This is a genomic window from Streptomyces sp. NPDC005533 (assembly GCF_042871845.1).
Classification (GTDB): domain Bacteria; phylum Actinomycetota; class Actinomycetes; order Streptomycetales; family Streptomycetaceae; genus Streptomyces.
Map to the genome: position 1 here is coordinate 17933 of NZ_JBIAJH010000006.1, position 14763 is coordinate 32695.

A 14763-nucleotide genomic window follows, 5' to 3' on the forward strand; every position below is an offset into this window, starting at 1 on the left:
CGGGCCGACTGGCAGGCCTTCGCCGGGGCGGTGGGCCGGATCCTGACCGGCACGGAGTCCACGGGGGACAGCACACCATGACGAACGCGCAGATACTCGCGGCCTGCCGCAGCAACTGGGAGTACCGGGGGGTCGGTGAGGCCGCCCTGCGCGAGATGCTCGACGAGCTCTCCGCGCACCTCGACGACGCGCAGGCCGCCGGCCGCACCGCGCAGGACGTCGTCGGCCGGGACGTACGGGCCTTCGCCGCGTCCTGGGCGCGGGCGCGCGCCCCGCTCTCCCGGCGGGCGCCGCGCACGGTGGCCATGGCCTGCTTCGTGGCCGGCTGGCTGCTGCTGGGGGCGTACCTGCTCCGGTGGACCACCGCGGTGGACGTGACCGCTGGTTTCCTCGCGTTCTGGCTGGCCACCGGCACGGCCACCGTCGCCTGGGAGGTGCGGCGGGGCGGCATCGGCCTGGGCAAGAGCTGGCTGGTCGGTCTCGCCGTCGGGCTGCCGGCGGCGGTGCTCGCCTCGCGGCTGACCGGCGACGGGGTGCTGTTCACGCTGCCGCTCTGGGCGCCGCCGCTCCTGCTGCTGCCCGGACTGCCGTACGCCGTCGCCGACGCGCGCGCCACGCGGCGCGGCCGCCACAAGCCCGAAGCCGGAGCCGGAGGCGAAGGGGAAGTCGCCGAGTTGGGGTGAGTGGAGGCGGCGACCAGGCGGGAGGGACGGGCCGGCCGCCGCCGTGCTCAGAGGCCGCGGACCGAGGCGATCGTGAACGTGGTCGGGGTGCCTTCCCCGGGGGACATGGGGCCGCCCTTGTCGAACTGCGAGCGGACCACCAGGGTGCGGCCCGGCGTGTGGGCGAGGGTGGTGGGGATCTGCAGCGACGCGTCCGTGATCGTGCGGGTCAGCCGGGCGCGGGTGCCGTGCGCGGAGAGCTGCCAGCGGCTCAGGGTGTTCGTGGTGTTGTGCGCGACGCGCAGGGTGCCGTCGGGGGAGAGGTCCAGGCCGTCGGCGGCCTTCAGGTCGCCGCCGGTGAGGGTGACCCGGCTGACGGCGCCGCTGCCCAGGTCGATGCGGAAGAGCTCGCCCTCGACCATGTCGACGGTGAGGAGGTAGCGGCCCGCCCGGTCGGAGACGATGCCGTTGAGGCTGAAACCGCCCGCCGGCCGGGGGCGCAGCACCGGGGTGAGGTCGTAGGCCTCGGTCAGGACGCCGCTGCCGGCGGCCAGCTGGTCCGGGCTCACGCGGTAGACCATCCCGCGCACGCTGTCGGTCAGGTACGCGGTGCCGTCCGGGGTGAGGGTCAGGTCGTTGACGAAGCGGGCGGGAGCCCCCGCGGCCACCTCGAAGTGGGCGAGGCGCGCCCCGGTGGCGGTGTCGTAGACCGACACCCCCGCCGTGGAGTCCGTCACCCAGAGGCGGCCGCGGGCGTCGACGCGCAAGCCGTTCGCCGTGTGCCGCCCGTCGGTGCCGGAGGGCAGGAACACCTCCGCCTCGGGCCTGCCGGGGCGGGCCCGGTAGACGGTGCCGTCCGCGTACGAGCCGACGTAGACCGAGTGGGTGCGCGGGTCCGTGGCGATGCCCTCGGGGTAGACCTTCGCGCCGGGCAGGACGAAGGCCGTGGATATCCGGCCGTCGGTCGCCTGCGCGGGCGCCGCGCCGACGGTGAGGGCCGCGGCCAGGGCCGTGGTGAGAGCGGTGGTGAGGGTCAGGACCGGGGTGGGCAGGAGCTTCTTCCGCAGCGTGCGCATGGGCAGGCGTCCTCTTCTCGATGTGTGAGGCCGAAGATAAGTTAGAGCTCTAATGCATGCAAGGGTCGTAGGATGCGGGAATGACCTCCATGCCCCCCGAGGAGCGCATCGGTGCGCACATCAAGCGCGCCGAGCAGGCACTTCTCGCGGCGAAGAACGTTGCGTGCAAGCCGGCCGCAGTAACGGTTCCGCAGTACGCCGCACTGCTCTGGCTGGCCGAGAAGCCCGGCATCTCCGCCGCCGCGCTCGCCCGGCTGTGCGGGGTGACGCCGCCGACCATGAACACCGTCCTGAAGAACCTCCAGGACCGCGGCCTCATCGAGCGGACCCCGCACGAATGGCACCGCAACGTGCTGGAAACCCGGCTCACCGACGAGGGGCGTGCGGTGATGGAGCTGGCGGACACCGGCGCGGTACGGGTGGAGCGGGCGCTCGCGGCCGCGTTCAGCGCGGACGAGCGGGAGTTGCTCATCGAGCTGCTCGGGCGGTGCGCGGAAGTGCTCGACGCCCAGCGCTGAGCCCCCGGTTCCGCCGAGATCCTGCCCTGATTCTGCTCGGATTCGGAACTCTGCGGGGGGTTCCGTGCATCAGCAGTAAAGGGATGCCCAGCCGTTCTGCCCTCGGGGGCAGGCAAGACCGTTCGGAGCGAAGTTCGTGCACCAGTACCCGCAACAACAGGGCTACCAGGAGCATCAGGAGCAGCAGCAACCGCTGCCGCCGCAACCGCCGCAGGAACCGCAGCCGCCGCACGTGCAGCCCAAGCGCTCCCGGCGCCGAATAGGGATCAGCGCGGTGCTCGCCCTCGCGCTCCTGCTCGGCGGCGGCGGTTTCGCCGCCTGGAAGCTCGACTGGTTCTCCGGCAACGGCGAGGCCGTGAGCTTCGGCAAGAACCCGCCCCGGGCCGCGGAGCGGTCCGAGGAGCCGGGCGCCCCGGCCACTCCCACCACTCCGGCCAAGCCGTCCGGCGACCCGGACGTGCTCATGCCGACCGGCCCGAAGTCCGACTTCAAGCAGACGACCAGGCTCGACGACGGCACGATCATCGCCAAGACCCGCCTCGCGGGCGCGAAGTCCGGCTTCGAGGGCGACGTATGGGTGTGGGCGCCCAAGGAGTACGACGACCCCAAGTACGCCAAGAGCGGCTTCCCGGTCCTCATCGCGCTCCCCGGCGGCAACGGCTTCCCCGCCAACTACTGGTCCGACCGCAGCCTCGGCCTCCAGAAGGCCATCAGCGAGGGCGTCCAGGCCGGCACCAGCCTGCCCTTCGTCGTGATCATGCCGGTGCTCAACCCGGACGCCAAGTACTACTACGACGGCTCCGACATCCCCGGCCAGGCCAGGATGGGCACGTGGATGGCCGAGGACGTCCCGGACTTCGCCAAGGCCAACTTCCGTACCTACAAGTCCCGCGACGGCTGGGCCTTCATGGGCTCCTCCTCCGGCGCCTTCGTCGGCATGAAGACGGTCCTGCAGTACCCGGACCGGTTCAAGGCGGTGATCGCCAGCGGCGGCGAGATCGTTCCCGATTCCCCGCTCTGGAAGGGCCACCAGGCGGAGATGGACGCGAACAACCCCGAGAAGCTCGCGAAGAACCTGATCGACGCCAACGGCCCCGAGGTCTACATCAACTTCCAGATCGGCACGAAGGAGAGCGGGAAGGAGCGGATGACGAAGTTCCAGCAGCAGTACGGCAAGGGACCCGTCAAGATCACCATCCGCGACATCCAGAACGGCGAGCACAACGGCTGGCACTACGTCCGGGGCATGAAGGAAGGCTCCCTGGAGTGGGTCAGCAAGGTGCTGAAGGGCCCGAAGCCCGAAGCCGGCTGACCCCGCCTCGACCCCGCCCCGATCCCGCCCCGATCCCGCCCCGACCCCTCCGCGACCGCCGATCGGCCGCCGTTCGACCGCCTCGTTCGACCGCCGTTCGGCTGCCGTTCGGTCGCCGTTCGGTCGCCACGTGGTGCTCACCACGTCCCGCCCGTCCCAGGCAACCCATCCTGTCGTTCATACCTCTGTAAAGGGTGTAAGGGGGACCGATCGGTCCGACCCGCGCTCCGAGGTGAGCGCCGGAGAAGGAACGGGACAACAACCGTGCAGCATGACCAGCAAGGCGACGGCAGCCCCACGACCAAGGGCAGCAGCCGTCGCCCCCACCGCCTGCGCCTGATTCTGATCAGCGGCGGACTCGCGCTCACCCTCGCCGGGGGCGCCGCCGCGTACAAGCTCGGCCTCTTCTCCGACATAGGGGATCCGGTCTCCTTCGGGAAGGTCCAGGCGACGGCCGCCGCCGCCTCCGACATTCCCCCGGAGGTGCGCATGCCCACCGGGCCGGCGGCCCACTTCGTCCGCACCTACCGGCTGCCCGACGGCACGCAGATCGGCCGGACCACCCTCACCGGCAAGAAGTCCGGCTTCACGGGCGACGTGTGGGTGTGGGTGCCCAAGGAGTACGACGACCCGAGGTACGCCAAGAGCGGCTTCCCGGTCCTGATCTCCCTGCCCGGCGGCCGCGGCTACCCCACGAACTACTGGGGAACCGGTCCCGGCCTCGGCCTGCAGAAGGCCGTGAGCGACGGGGTCAGGGCCGGTACCAGCCTGCCCTTCATCCTCGTCATGCCGGTGCACAACGCCGACACCAAGCACCACTTCGACGCCTCGGACATCCCCGGAGAGCCCAAGATGGGCACCTGGATGGTCGAAGACGTCCCCGATTTCACGAAGGCCAATTTCCGGACCTTCACCTCCCGCGACGGCTGGGCCTTCATGGGCTCCTCCGCGGGCGGGTTCGGCGCCTTCAAGCACGTCCTGAAGTACCCCGACCGGTTCAAGGCCGCCATCGCGAGCGGGGTCGACATCGTTCCCGATTCCCCCTTGTGGAAGGGGAACACGCAGGCCATGGACGAGAACAACCCGGAGAAGCTCGCCGAGAAGCTGATCAAGGCGGGCGGTCCGGACGTCTACATCAACTTCCAGATCGGCACCGCGGAGAGCGGCCGCGAGAAGGCCGAGAAGTTCATGAGCGACTACGGGAGGGGCCCCGTGCACACCCAGCTCCAGGTGATCCAGGATGGTGAGCACAACGGGAAGTCGTACGTGCGCGGTATGAGGGAGGGCGCTCTGGAGTGGATCAGCAAGGTGATGAAGGGACCGACACCCGAGCCCGCCGTGGGATGAGCACGGTGGTGAGGGGCGCCTCCGCGGCCGCCGCCGCGGGAATCGCGGCGGTGTGCGCCGTCGCGTTCCTGAAGGCGCCCGGGGAGCGGCCCGTGCTGCCCTTCCCCGCCGTCGGCGTCCTCATGGCGGGCGGCGAGCACTGGTGCACGGCGAGCGTCGTCGACAGCCCGAAGGGCAACGTCGTCGCCACCGCCGCCCACTGCGTCGCCCCCGCCGGCGAGGACGGCCGGCCCGGCGAGGTGGCCCACGACGGCCTCGCCATCGGCGAGCTCTCCTTCGCGCCCGCCTTCTCCGGCGAGGGCGCCGGCACCCAGCCCCTCGGGGTGTGGAAGGTCCGCTCGATCCACGTGGACGAACGGTGGACGAAGTGGGGCGAGGAGACCGCCGACTTCGCCTTCCTCACCATCGCGCCGGACGGCGACGGGCGCAGCGTCCAGGACGCCGTCGGGGGCCGCGCCGAGGCCCCGAAGCCCGAATGGACCTCCGGGTACGAACGGGACGTGACCGTCGTCGGCTATCCGGAATCCGAGCACAACCCGCAGAACAAGCCCGTCTCCTGCACGACGCAGACCCGCCACGACGACGACGATCCCGACATGCTCTACATGAGCTGCGCCGGGTTCTGGACGGGGACCAGCGGCAGCCCCTGGATCGCCGACCGGGGCGGGGCGGACCGCGCCGGCCGGCTGATCGGGGTGCTGAGCGGCGGGGACACGGACGTGGACTCCACGGCCGCGCTGTTCGACGAGCACGCGAAGGCCCTGTACGAGCAGGCGGCACGGGGCTGAGCGCTGCCGCTGCTGCTGCCCCTGTCGCGGCCGCAGTCCGTGTTCGTGCCCGTGCCCGCTACTTCCGGCGCTCCGTGCTGACGATCACGCCCACCGCCGCCACGACGATCGCACCCCCGACCACGATCGGCCAGGTCAGAGCCTCGCCGAGGATCAGCGCGCCGAGCGCGACGGCCACGACCGGATTGACGTACGCGTACGTGGCCACCAGCGACAGCGGCGCGGCCCGGAGCAGCCACACGTACGAGGTGAAACCGACGAGCGAGCCGAAGAGCACCAGGTAGCCCAGGCCCAGCCAGGAGGCGGTGGAGAAGGCCGCCGGGTCCAGACCGTGCTGCTCGCCGCGCACCAGGCCGACGACCACCCCGCCCGCCCCGCCGGCCAGCATCTGGTAGGCGCTGCCGGTGAAGGGGTTGTCCGGCAGCGTCAGCTTCGACGCCGAGAACGAGCCCAGCGACCACAGGACGGACGCCGCCAGCACCAGCAGCACCCCCGACAGCCGTACCGTCCCGCTGAGGCCCGGACTGGTCAGCACCGCGAGCCCCGCCAGGCCGACGAGGACCCCGCCCAGCGTGCGCAGCGGAGGCCGGTCACCCGTGCTCGCCCGCAGCACCACCAGCCACATCGGCACCGCCGCGATCAGCAGGGCGGCCAGGCCCGAGGGCACGGAGGTCTCGGCGAGCACGACCAGGCCGTTGCCGCCGAGGACCAGCAGCAGGCCGACCACGACCGCCGAGCCGAGCTGCGCACGGGTGACCTTGAGCGCGCCCGGTCCGTACCGCCAGGCGACGGCGCCGGCCAGCAGCACGCCGGCCGTGATGAACCGGGCCCCGGCGGAGAGGAAGGGCGGCATGGTCTCGACGACGATCCGGATGCCGAGGTAGGTCGAGCCCCAGACGACGTAGACGAGGGTGAGGGCGATCCAGACCGCGCCGCTCGTCCTGCCGTGTGCCGCGGCCGTGGCCGGCTTGCCGTCCACCGGAGTCGATGTGCCCATGACGGGATCCTATGGTCGTTGCCCCACGCAGGCTTCCGGAGGTCTCAGCCCTTGAACAGGGCGTTCAGGTCGCCGTACGGGAGGGAGGGTGCGAGGGCTCCGTACGTCCCGTCGGAGAGCAGCTCCTCGGCGGCGCGGCGGACCACGGCGTACGCGGCTTCGGCGACCCAGGAGCCGAGGCTGACGCGGGACACGCCGAGGGCGCCGAGCGCGGCGACGGTCGGGGCGTCGGGGCCGAGGAGAATGTTGAGCGGGGCGTCGATGCCCTGGGCGAGCTCGGCGACGGTGGCGGGGTCGAGGACGCCGGGCACGAAGATGCCGGTGGCCCCGGCGCGCAGGTAGGCGGCGGCGCGGGCCAGGGTCTCGTCGAGGCGGGTGGCCGGGTCGCCGAGGCCCCTGAGGTACGTGTCGACGCGGGCGTTGATGTAGAGCGGGACCCCGGCGGCGTCGGCCGCGGCCCGGGCGGCGGCCAGGCGCTCGGCCATCTCCGCGGGGGAGCGGTGGGGGCCGTCCTCGATGTTGATGCCGACCGCGCCGGCGGCGAGCACCCCGGCGACGGTCTCGCCCACGGCGGCGGCGTCGGCGCCGAAGCCGCCCTCGATGTCGGCGGTGACGGGGACGGAGACGGCGCAGACCACGCGGGCGACGAGGTCGAGGGCCCGGTCGCGGGCGAGCGCGTCGCCGTCGGGCGAGCCGAGGGCCCAGGCGACACCGGCGCTGGTGGTGGCGACGGCGGGGGCGCCCGTGGCCTCGACGATGCGGGCACTGGCGACGTCCCAGGCGTTGGCGAGGGCGAGGGGCTTCGCGGGGGTGTGCAGGTCCGCGAACGCGGTGGCCTTGGCGGTGAGCTCAGGAATCGTGGTCATGGACCCACTTCACCAGACCGGGCGCGCCCGGACTCGCGGTATTCCGACATCAAGGCCGCCCCCCTCCACCGGACTTGCCTCACCCGCGGCGGGGGCCCTTCTCCGCCTACGGGGCCAGACCCGTCTTCGCGCCGGCGCCGCAGAGGGGGATCACCGCGGTGCGGCCCTGCAAGGGATCGGAGGGGGCGCCCGGGCCCACCGCGGCCCAGCACGCCGCCGCCGTCGGCTCGACGAAGAGCCCGCGCCGGGCCAGGTCCCGCTGGGCCTCGCGGAGGCGGTCGTCCGGGACCGTCAGGAAGGTGCCGCCGGACGCGCGGACCGCGGCCAGGATCTGCCGGGCGCGCGGCGGGGCGGGGATCGCGATCCCCTCGGCCAGGGTCGGCAGCTGCGGAACCGGATCCGCGTCCTCGGCGCCGGCCGCGAAGGCCGTGGCCAGCGGGGCCACCGCCGCCGCCTGCACCGCGATCAGCGCCGGCGGCCGCACCCCGCGCCTGGCCAGTTCCGCCACGGCCAGCGCCGCCCCCAGGAGCAGGGTCCCGTTGCCCACCGGCACGACCAGCACCTCCGGCAGCCGCCCGCCCAGTTCCTCCCACACCTCGTACACGTACGTCTTGGTCCCGTGCAGGAAGTACGGGTTGAAGACGTGGCTCGCGTAGAAGACCCCGGGCGCGTCCGCCGCCGTGCGCGCGGCCTGCGCGGCGGCCTCGCGCCCGCCGGGGATCACGCGCACGGCTGCCCCGTGCGCCCGCATCTGTTCCGTTTTCTTCTCGGATGTGCCCTCGGGCACGTAGATTTCACAATCGAGCCCGGCCCGGGCGCAGTACGCCGCGATCGAGGTCCCGGCGTTGCCGCTGCTGTCCGCCACGACGCGTTCCGGAGCCAGCCGCCGGGCCAGTTCCACGAGCACCACGGCGCCCCGGTCCTTGAAGGAGAGCGTCGGCATCAGGAAGTCGAGCTTGGCGTGAACCCGCTCTGCCAGCGGAACCAGCGGAGTGTGACCCTCCGCCAGCGACAGCGAGAACGCACCCGGCAGCGGCAGGGCGGATCCGTACCGCCACAGCGAATTCGGCCCGGCGGCGGGCTCCAGCGGCGCGGCCGGATCCGGCGTGAAATCGAGGTCCCACGGACCGCCACAGACGGGGCACCCCCAAGGCGCAGTCCGGACGTCCGCGCGTGTACCGTCCTCGGAGCAGACGTAACCGGGGGTTGCGTGCGTCATGTGCGGATCGCCTTCGCTCGATCATGGCCGCTGTATGGCACGGATGTTACGCATCCGTTCTCCTCTTGTGGGTCGCGCCGGGGCTGGGTCAACCTTTCGAAGGCGGCAGCCCGTTGGGCCATCTGCGTTGTCATGGCCACGCTTGCGCGGCACCGCTCCACCCCCCGCAGTGCACCACCTATGAGGAGGACCCGTCACATGCCCGTGATGCGTCACAGGATCCGGAAGACAGCCGGCATCAGCGCGACCGCCGTCGTGGCCCTCGCGCTCGGCTCGGCCGCCGCGCTGCCGGCCTCGGCCGCCGACATCGGCGTGCGGGGCGTGATCCAGAACGCCGGAGCGCCCGGATCCGTCCCCGGCAGCTACATCGTGACCCTGAACGACACCGCCGCCCGCTCGACCGCCGAGAGCGGCAAGGCCGTCGCGAAGCGCTACGGGGCGAAGATCGACAAGACGTACAGCGCGGCCCTCAACGGGTACTCCGTCGAGGTCTCCGAGGCACAGGCCAAGAAGCTCGCCGGTGACCCGGCGGTCAAGTCGGTCGTGCAGAACCGTACCTTCACGGTCAGCACCACCCAGCCCAACCCGCCGTCCTGGGGTCTGGACCGCGTCGACCAGCGCGCGCTCCCGCTCAACCAGAGCTACACCTACCCGGACCAGGCGGGCGAGGGCGTCACCGCGTACGTCATCGACACCGGCGTCCGCATCACGCACCAGGACTTCGGCGGCCGCGCCTCCTACGGCTACGACGCCATCGACAACGACAACACCGCCCAGGACGGCAACGGCCACGGCACGCACGTCGCCGGCACCGTCGCGGGCAGCACGTACGGCGTGGCCAAGAAGGCCAAGATCGTCGGCGTGCGCGTGCTCGACAACAGCGGCTCCGGTACGACGGCCCAGGTCGTCGCGGGCATCGACTGGGTGACCCAGCACGCCGTCAAGCCGGCCGTGGCCAACATGTCCCTCGGCGGCGGCGCGGACTCCGCGCTCGACGCGGCCGTCCGCAACTCCATAGCCTCCGGCATCACCTACGCCGTGGCCGCGGGCAACGAGTCGAGCAACGCCTCCACCAAGTCCCCGGCGCGCGTCACCGAGGCCATCACCGTCGGCGCGACCACCAGCGCCGACGCCAAGGCGAGCTACTCCAACTACGGCTCCGTCCTGGACGTCTTCGCGCCCGGCTCCTCCATCACCTCCGCGTGGGGTACGGGCGACACCGCCACCAACACCATCAACGGCACGTCGATGGCCACCCCGCACGTCACGGGCGCGGCCGCCGTCTACCTCTCGCAGAACCCGGCGAGCACCCCGGCCCAGGTGGCCACGGCCCTGGTCAACTCGGCCACCCCGGACGTGGTGGGCGGACCGGGCACCGGCTCCCCGAACCGCCTGCTGTACGTCGGCGCCCAGGGCCCCGTCCCGCCGGGCAAGCGCTTCGAGAACACCGCCGACTTCGCGATCAACGACCACGCCACCGTCGAGTCCCCGATCACGGTCAGCGGCGTCACCGGCAACGCCCCGGCGACGCTGAAGGTCCCGGTGGACATCAAGCACACGTACATCGGTGACCTCAAGGTGGACCTGGTCGCGCCCGACGGCACGGTCTACACCCTGCACAACCGCGCCAACGCCGGCGCCGACAACATCGTCAGGACCTTCACCGTGAACGCCTCGGCGGAGACGGCGAACGGCGTGTGGAAGCTGCGCGTGAACGACAACGCGTCGGGCGACACCGGGAAGATCGACTCCTGGGCGCTCCAGTTCTGAGCGGAATCCGAGCGGAATCCGAGCAGCAGGGGCGGCGGGCGCTGACCGCGCCGTGACCAACAGCGGGGGCGACCGGCATGCCGGTCGCCCCCGCTGCGTACTATTCGCGCATTCGTTCGTGCGCATCGTTCGCGCGTGACGCCCCCTGCGATGGAGTCCGACCCCGTGAGCACCCCGCCGAGTCCTCCTCCCGGACCGGGCCACTCCTGGCCCCCGCCGTCCCCGCGGCCCGCCTGGGGTCCACCGCCCGGATACGGGCAGCCGCAGCAGCCGCCCCCGCTCAACGGTTTCGCGCTCGCCTCCTTCCTGTCCGGGCTGCTGTGCTTCGCGCCGCTCGGCATCGCCTTCGGGATCGCGGCCCTCGTGCAGATCCCGAAGCGGCGGGAGCGCGGGAAGGTCCTGGCGATCACGGGCCTGGCGCTGTCCGTGGTGATGACCGGTGTGCTGGTCTTCGCCGCCGACCGGGTCGCCACGGCGGTCGGGGAACGCTTCGAGGGGCTGGGCGACTACACCGAGGTCGAGGGCGAGCTCACGGACGCCGACGCGCTGCGGGCGGGCGACTGCTTCAACGTCCAGGACGGTGAACTGCTCGACGAGCAGCCCCTGATGTACCGGATCGACTGCGCGGAGAAGCACCACGGCGAGGTGACCGCGAAGAAGCGGCTCGACGGGACGGACGCTCCCGGCTCCGCCGCGGCCGCCCGCGCCTCCGAGGACGCGTGCTGGCAGGCCCAGGACGAGTACGCCATGGACACGTGGGCCCTGCCCGACCACGCGGAGATGTTCTACTACGCGCCCTCCCGCCAGTCCTGGCACCAGGGGGACCGGACGCTGCTCTGCGTGATCGGCACGACCGAGCCGGAGGGGCGGGGGAGCCTGCGCCAGGACTCCGGAAAGCTGAAGCCCGAGCAGGTGGCCTTCCTGCGGGCCGCCAACGCCGTCGAGTTCGCCCTGAGCCGGCCCCCCGAGGAGGAGGTCGACGAGGCGCTGGGCGAGCACCAGGCGTGGGCGCGCCGGATCCACGAGGCGCTGGGCGAGGAGGCGAAGGTGCTCCGCGGCCACGCGGACCGGCCGGGGCTGGAGAAGGCGGTTCCGGCGCAGCTCAAGGAGATCGAGGCGGCCCGCGCGCAGTGGCTGCGCGCCTCGCAGGCGAGGACGGCGGGGGAGTTCGGCAGGCAGTGGGACCGGGCGGCCGCCTCGATGTCCATGGAGACGGAGCAGACGCTGCGCGGCGCGTACGGGCTTTCGATGGCGATCCCGCAGTGGCTGGAGGACAGCCAGGGCGGCCCGGCGGACCCGGACGGCGGGCCCGGTCGGGTGCCCCCGACCGAGTCGGTGTGACGTCGTCCGCGTAACGCGCGGTAACGGGTTTGAGTGACCAGGCTTCATCACTTCGGGTGAAACTCTGGCCCTTGCTTGCGGTCTTCAACCGTCGGTTGCCAGGGTGTAGCTGTCTGTCAACCTGATGGGAGTGGCCAGTGACTTTCGGTGAGCAGCCGGCCTATCTGCGCGTGGCCGGGGATCTTCGACGGAAGATCGTCGACGGTTCTCTGCCCCCGCACGCCCGGCTCCCCTCTCAGGCCCGCATCCGCGAGGAGTACGGGGTCTCCGACACCGTTGCCCTGGAGGCGCGCAAGGTCCTCATGGCGGAGGGGCTGGTCGAGGGCCGGTCCGGCTCCGGCACGTACGTACGGGAACAGCCGGTCCCGCGGCGGGTGGCCCGCTCCGGCTACCGCACGGGCGGCACGTCGACGCCGTTCCGGCAGGAACAGGCGGACGCCGGTGCGCGCGGCACGTGGGAGTCGAGCAGCGAACAGGCGGGAGCACCCGCCGAGATCGCGCAGCGGCTCGGCATCGAACCGGGCGAGCGCGTGATGCGGACGCGGTACGTCTTCCGCGACGCGGGGGAGGCGATGATGCTGTCGACCTCCTGGGAGCCGCTCGCCGTGACCGGCCGGACCCCGGTGATGCTGCCGGAGGAGGGGCCGCTGGGCGGCTCCGGGGTGGTGGACCGGATGGCCGCGATCGACGTCGTCGTGGACAACGTGGTGGAGGAGGTCGGCGCACGCCCGGGCCTGGCGGAGGAACTCGTACAACTGGGCGGTGTGCCCGGCCACGTGGTGCTGGTGATCAGCCGCACGTACTTCGCCTCCGGGCGCGCGGTGGAAACGGCCGACGTGGTGGTCCCCGCGGACCGCTACCGCCTCTCGTACCACCTGCCGGTGCGATAGCCGCCTGCGGGGCCCGCCGGGCCTGCGGGGGTCGGGCCCGGCCCCCGCGCGCGGGCCGCACCGGTAAGGGGACAGCGGGGCCCGGGGGGTGTAACGCCGTCGTGACCAGGGGGCCAGGGGTGTAACCCCCGGGCAACGCCGGAGAGTGACGGGGTGTCACACGCCGGCCCTACCGTCCGGCTCTATGACCGATACCGCCACCACCCCCGGCACGGCGGCGCAGCCGACCCGTACCTACGCAAAACTCGCCGCCGACGAGAGCCGCGAGGACTACTCGCTCAGATACGCGCCCCACTCCTTCCGCCGCTGGGGCCCCGGCACCGTCGCCGGCACCGCCCTCGGCGGCATCGCCTACCTCGCCGACTTCGCCATCGGCGTCTCCATCGTCTTCGCCTACGGATTCACCAGCGGGGCCGCCGCGATCCTGGCCGCCGCCGTCGTCATCTTCCTGACCGGCATCCCGATCGCGCGCGCGTGCGCCACGTACGGCCTGGACATGGACCTGGTGACGCGCGGCGCGGGCTTCGGGTACTTCGGCTCCACCCTGACCTCCCTCATCTACGCCTCCTTCACCTTCATCTTCTTCGCGCTCGAAGGCTCGATCATGGCCCAGGCCATGCACCAGGCCTTCGGACTGCCCGTCGAGATCGGCTACCTGGTCACGACCCTCATCGTGATCCCCATCGTCTTCCGCGGCATGGGCGCGCTCGCCAAGGTGCAGGCCTGGACCCAGCCGGTCTGGCTGATCGGACTGGTGCTGCCCTTCGTGGTCCTCGCCTTCCACGCCCCCGACACGTGGGGCGCCTTCGCCGACTTCGGCGGGACCGAGGGCGCCGGGTCCGGGTTCTCGTGGATCGGCTTCGGGTTCGGGACCGGCATCGCGCTCTCGCTGATCGCGCAGATCGGGGAGCAGGCCGACTACCTGCGGTTCATGCCCGCCAAGACCCCCGCCAACAGCCGGAGGTGGAACCTCGCCGTCCTCGCCGCCGGCCCCGGCTGGGTGATCATCGGCGCGGCCAAGCAGCTCGGCGGCGCCTTCCTCGCCTTCGTCGCCCTGGAGGCGGTGGGCAAGACCCACGCGCTGGAGCCGATCGCCCCGCAGATCGAGGCCCTCCGCCCGTGGCTCGGCGGCTTCGCACTGCCCGCCGCCGCGCTCTTCGTGATCGTCTCCCAGATCAAGATCAACGTCACCAACGCGTACAGCGGATCGCTGTCCTGGTCGAACTTCTTCTCCCGCGTCACCCACCGCCACCCCGGCCGGGTCTGGTACATCTTCCTCAACCTCGGCATCGCGCTGACGCTGATGGAGCTCGACATGTTCGCGATGCTCGGCAAGCTGCTGGGCTTCTACTCCAACGTCGGCATCGCCTGGATCGCCGCGGTCGCCGCCGACCTCGTGATCAACAAGCGTCTCGGACTCAGCCCGCCCTACATCGAGTTCAAGCGCGCCTACCTCTACGCCGTGAATCCGGCGGGATTCGGCTCGATGGTGATCGCCTCGACCGTCTCGATCCTCGCCTTCTTCGGGCTGTTCGGCCCCTACGCCGAGGCCTTCTCCACCTTCATCGCCGCCGGACTCGCCCTCCTGCTGTGCCCGCTGATCGCCTGGGTGACCAGGGGGAAGTACTACCTGGCCCGGCCCAACACGGTGACGGGCCCGGGCGCCGCCGCCGCGGACATCACCGCCACCCACGCGTGCGCGGTCTGCGAGGCCGCCTACGAACTGCCCGACATCGCCGACTGCCCCGTCCGATCGGGCCCGATCTGTTCCCTGTGCTGCTCCCTGGACGCGACCTGCGGGGACGTCTGCCGCAAGGAGACACGGGGCGGCGCGGTGATCCTGCCGATGCCGTCGGTGGGCGCCCGCGGGACCCGCGCGCCCCGCCCCCACCTAACCCAGGGCGGCTGGCGACCCCCGGGCGGTTACACATAGTGAAAAAACCGAAACGCGCCCGGAAGGTCGGGCGGTAGCGCGGG

13 protein-coding genes are annotated in these 14763 nt (G+C 72.1%); 9 read left to right on the forward strand and 4 right to left on the reverse strand.

Annotated elements, in window-relative coordinates:
- Positions 1-77: 77 nt before the first annotated feature.
- Positions 78-683, forward strand: a complete 606-nt coding sequence (locus ACFYP3_RS07775) for a hypothetical protein (protein ID WP_388828419.1) — start codon at positions 78-80, stop codon at positions 681-683.
- Between the two features lie 47 nt (positions 684-730).
- On the opposite strand, the gene ACFYP3_RS07780 is transcribed toward ACFYP3_RS07775, so the two are convergent.
- Positions 731-1738 (reverse strand): SMP-30/gluconolactonase/LRE family protein, encoded by a 1008-nt coding sequence (locus tag ACFYP3_RS07780; RefSeq protein WP_388828422.1) that lies wholly within the window; start codon positions 1736-1738, stop codon positions 731-733.
- An 80-nt stretch (positions 1739-1818) separates the two neighbouring features.
- Here ACFYP3_RS07780 and ACFYP3_RS07785 point away from each other — a divergent pair, with 80 nt between their 5' ends.
- From ACFYP3_RS07785 to ACFYP3_RS07800, 4 genes are all read left to right on the forward strand, one after another.
- Positions 1819-2256: a MarR family winged helix-turn-helix transcriptional regulator gene (locus ACFYP3_RS07785; RefSeq protein ID WP_388828425.1), complete on the forward strand. Its 438-nt coding sequence runs from the start codon at positions 1819-1821 to the stop codon at positions 2254-2256.
- Between the two features lie 136 nt (positions 2257-2392).
- Positions 2393-3568 (forward strand): alpha/beta hydrolase, encoded by a 1176-nt coding sequence (locus ACFYP3_RS07790; protein WP_388828427.1) that lies wholly within the window; start codon positions 2393-2395, stop codon positions 3566-3568.
- A gap of 264 nt (positions 3569-3832) precedes the next feature.
- Positions 3833-4915 carry an alpha/beta hydrolase gene (locus ACFYP3_RS07795; RefSeq protein ID WP_388828429.1) on the forward strand — a complete coding sequence of 361 codons (1083 nt, stop codon included), beginning with the start codon at positions 3833-3835 and terminating at the stop codon, positions 4913-4915.
- The gene (locus ACFYP3_RS07800; RefSeq protein WP_388828431.1) at positions 4912-5703 is read left to right on the forward strand and encodes a trypsin-like serine peptidase; all 792 of its coding nucleotides are present in this window, start codon (positions 4912-4914) and stop codon (positions 5701-5703) included. The genes ACFYP3_RS07795 and ACFYP3_RS07800 overlap by 4 nt, the downstream gene beginning before the upstream one ends.
- Before the next feature lie 58 nt (positions 5704-5761).
- On the opposite strand, the gene ACFYP3_RS07805 is transcribed toward ACFYP3_RS07800, so the two are convergent.
- From ACFYP3_RS07805 to ACFYP3_RS07815, 3 genes are all read right to left on the reverse strand, one after another.
- Complete coding sequence (locus tag ACFYP3_RS07805; RefSeq protein WP_388828434.1) at positions 5762-6700, reverse strand: EamA family transporter; 939 nt, start codon at positions 6698-6700, stop codon at positions 5762-5764.
- A 44-nt stretch (positions 6701-6744) separates the two neighbouring features.
- Positions 6745-7566, reverse strand: coding sequence for an isocitrate lyase/phosphoenolpyruvate mutase family protein (locus ACFYP3_RS07810; RefSeq protein WP_388828437.1), 822 nt, complete (start codon positions 7564-7566; stop codon positions 6745-6747).
- 106 nt (positions 7567-7672) lie between these two features.
- Positions 7673-8785, reverse strand: coding sequence for a pyridoxal-phosphate dependent enzyme (locus tag ACFYP3_RS07815; RefSeq protein ID WP_388828440.1), 1113 nt, complete (start codon positions 8783-8785; stop codon positions 7673-7675).
- A 198-nt stretch (positions 8786-8983) separates the two neighbouring features.
- On the opposite strand from ACFYP3_RS07815, the gene ACFYP3_RS07820 reads away from it, so the two are divergent.
- From ACFYP3_RS07820 to ACFYP3_RS07835, 4 genes are all read left to right on the forward strand, one after another.
- A complete protein-coding gene (locus tag ACFYP3_RS07820) occupies positions 8984-10555 on the forward strand; it encodes a S8 family peptidase (RefSeq protein WP_388828443.1) in 1572 nt (523 codons plus the stop codon).
- Between the two features lie 165 nt (positions 10556-10720).
- The gene (locus ACFYP3_RS07825) at positions 10721-11896 is read left to right on the forward strand and encodes a septum formation family protein (protein ID WP_388828446.1); all 1176 of its coding nucleotides are present in this window, start codon (positions 10721-10723) and stop codon (positions 11894-11896) included.
- Between the two features lie 137 nt (positions 11897-12033).
- Positions 12034-12786 (forward strand): GntR family transcriptional regulator, encoded by a 753-nt coding sequence (locus ACFYP3_RS07830; protein WP_388828449.1) that lies wholly within the window; start codon positions 12034-12036, stop codon positions 12784-12786.
- A gap of 184 nt (positions 12787-12970) precedes the next feature.
- Entirely contained in the window at positions 12971-14719 is a 1749-nt protein-coding gene (locus ACFYP3_RS07835; RefSeq protein WP_388828452.1) for a purine-cytosine permease family protein, read from the forward strand.
- Positions 14720-14763 lie beyond the last annotated feature (44 nt).

Coding starts and splice junctions, on each gene's coding strand:
- ACFYP3_RS07775 (WP_388828419.1), top strand. CDS start 78: ATGACGAACGCGCAGATACTCGCGGCCTGCCGCAGCAACTGGGAGTAC.
- ACFYP3_RS07780 (WP_388828422.1), bottom strand. CDS start 1,738: ATGCGCACGCTGCGGAAGAAGCTCCTGCCCACCCCGGTCCTGACCCTC.
- ACFYP3_RS07785 (WP_388828425.1), top strand. CDS start 1,819: ATGACCTCCATGCCCCCCGAGGAGCGCATCGGTGCGCACATCAAGCGC.
- ACFYP3_RS07800 (WP_388828431.1), top strand. CDS start 4,912: ATGAGCACGGTGGTGAGGGGCGCCTCCGCGGCCGCCGCCGCGGGAATC.
- ACFYP3_RS07805 (WP_388828434.1), bottom strand. CDS start 6,700: ATGGGCACATCGACTCCGGTGGACGGCAAGCCGGCCACGGCCGCGGCA.
- ACFYP3_RS07810 (WP_388828437.1), bottom strand. CDS start 7,566: ATGACCACGATTCCTGAGCTCACCGCCAAGGCCACCGCGTTCGCGGAC.
- ACFYP3_RS07815 (WP_388828440.1), bottom strand. CDS start 8,785: ATGACGCACGCAACCCCCGGTTACGTCTGCTCCGAGGACGGTACACGC.
- ACFYP3_RS07820 (WP_388828443.1), top strand. CDS start 8,984: ATGCCCGTGATGCGTCACAGGATCCGGAAGACAGCCGGCATCAGCGCG.
- ACFYP3_RS07835 (WP_388828452.1), top strand. CDS start 12,971: ATGACCGATACCGCCACCACCCCCGGCACGGCGGCGCAGCCGACCCGT.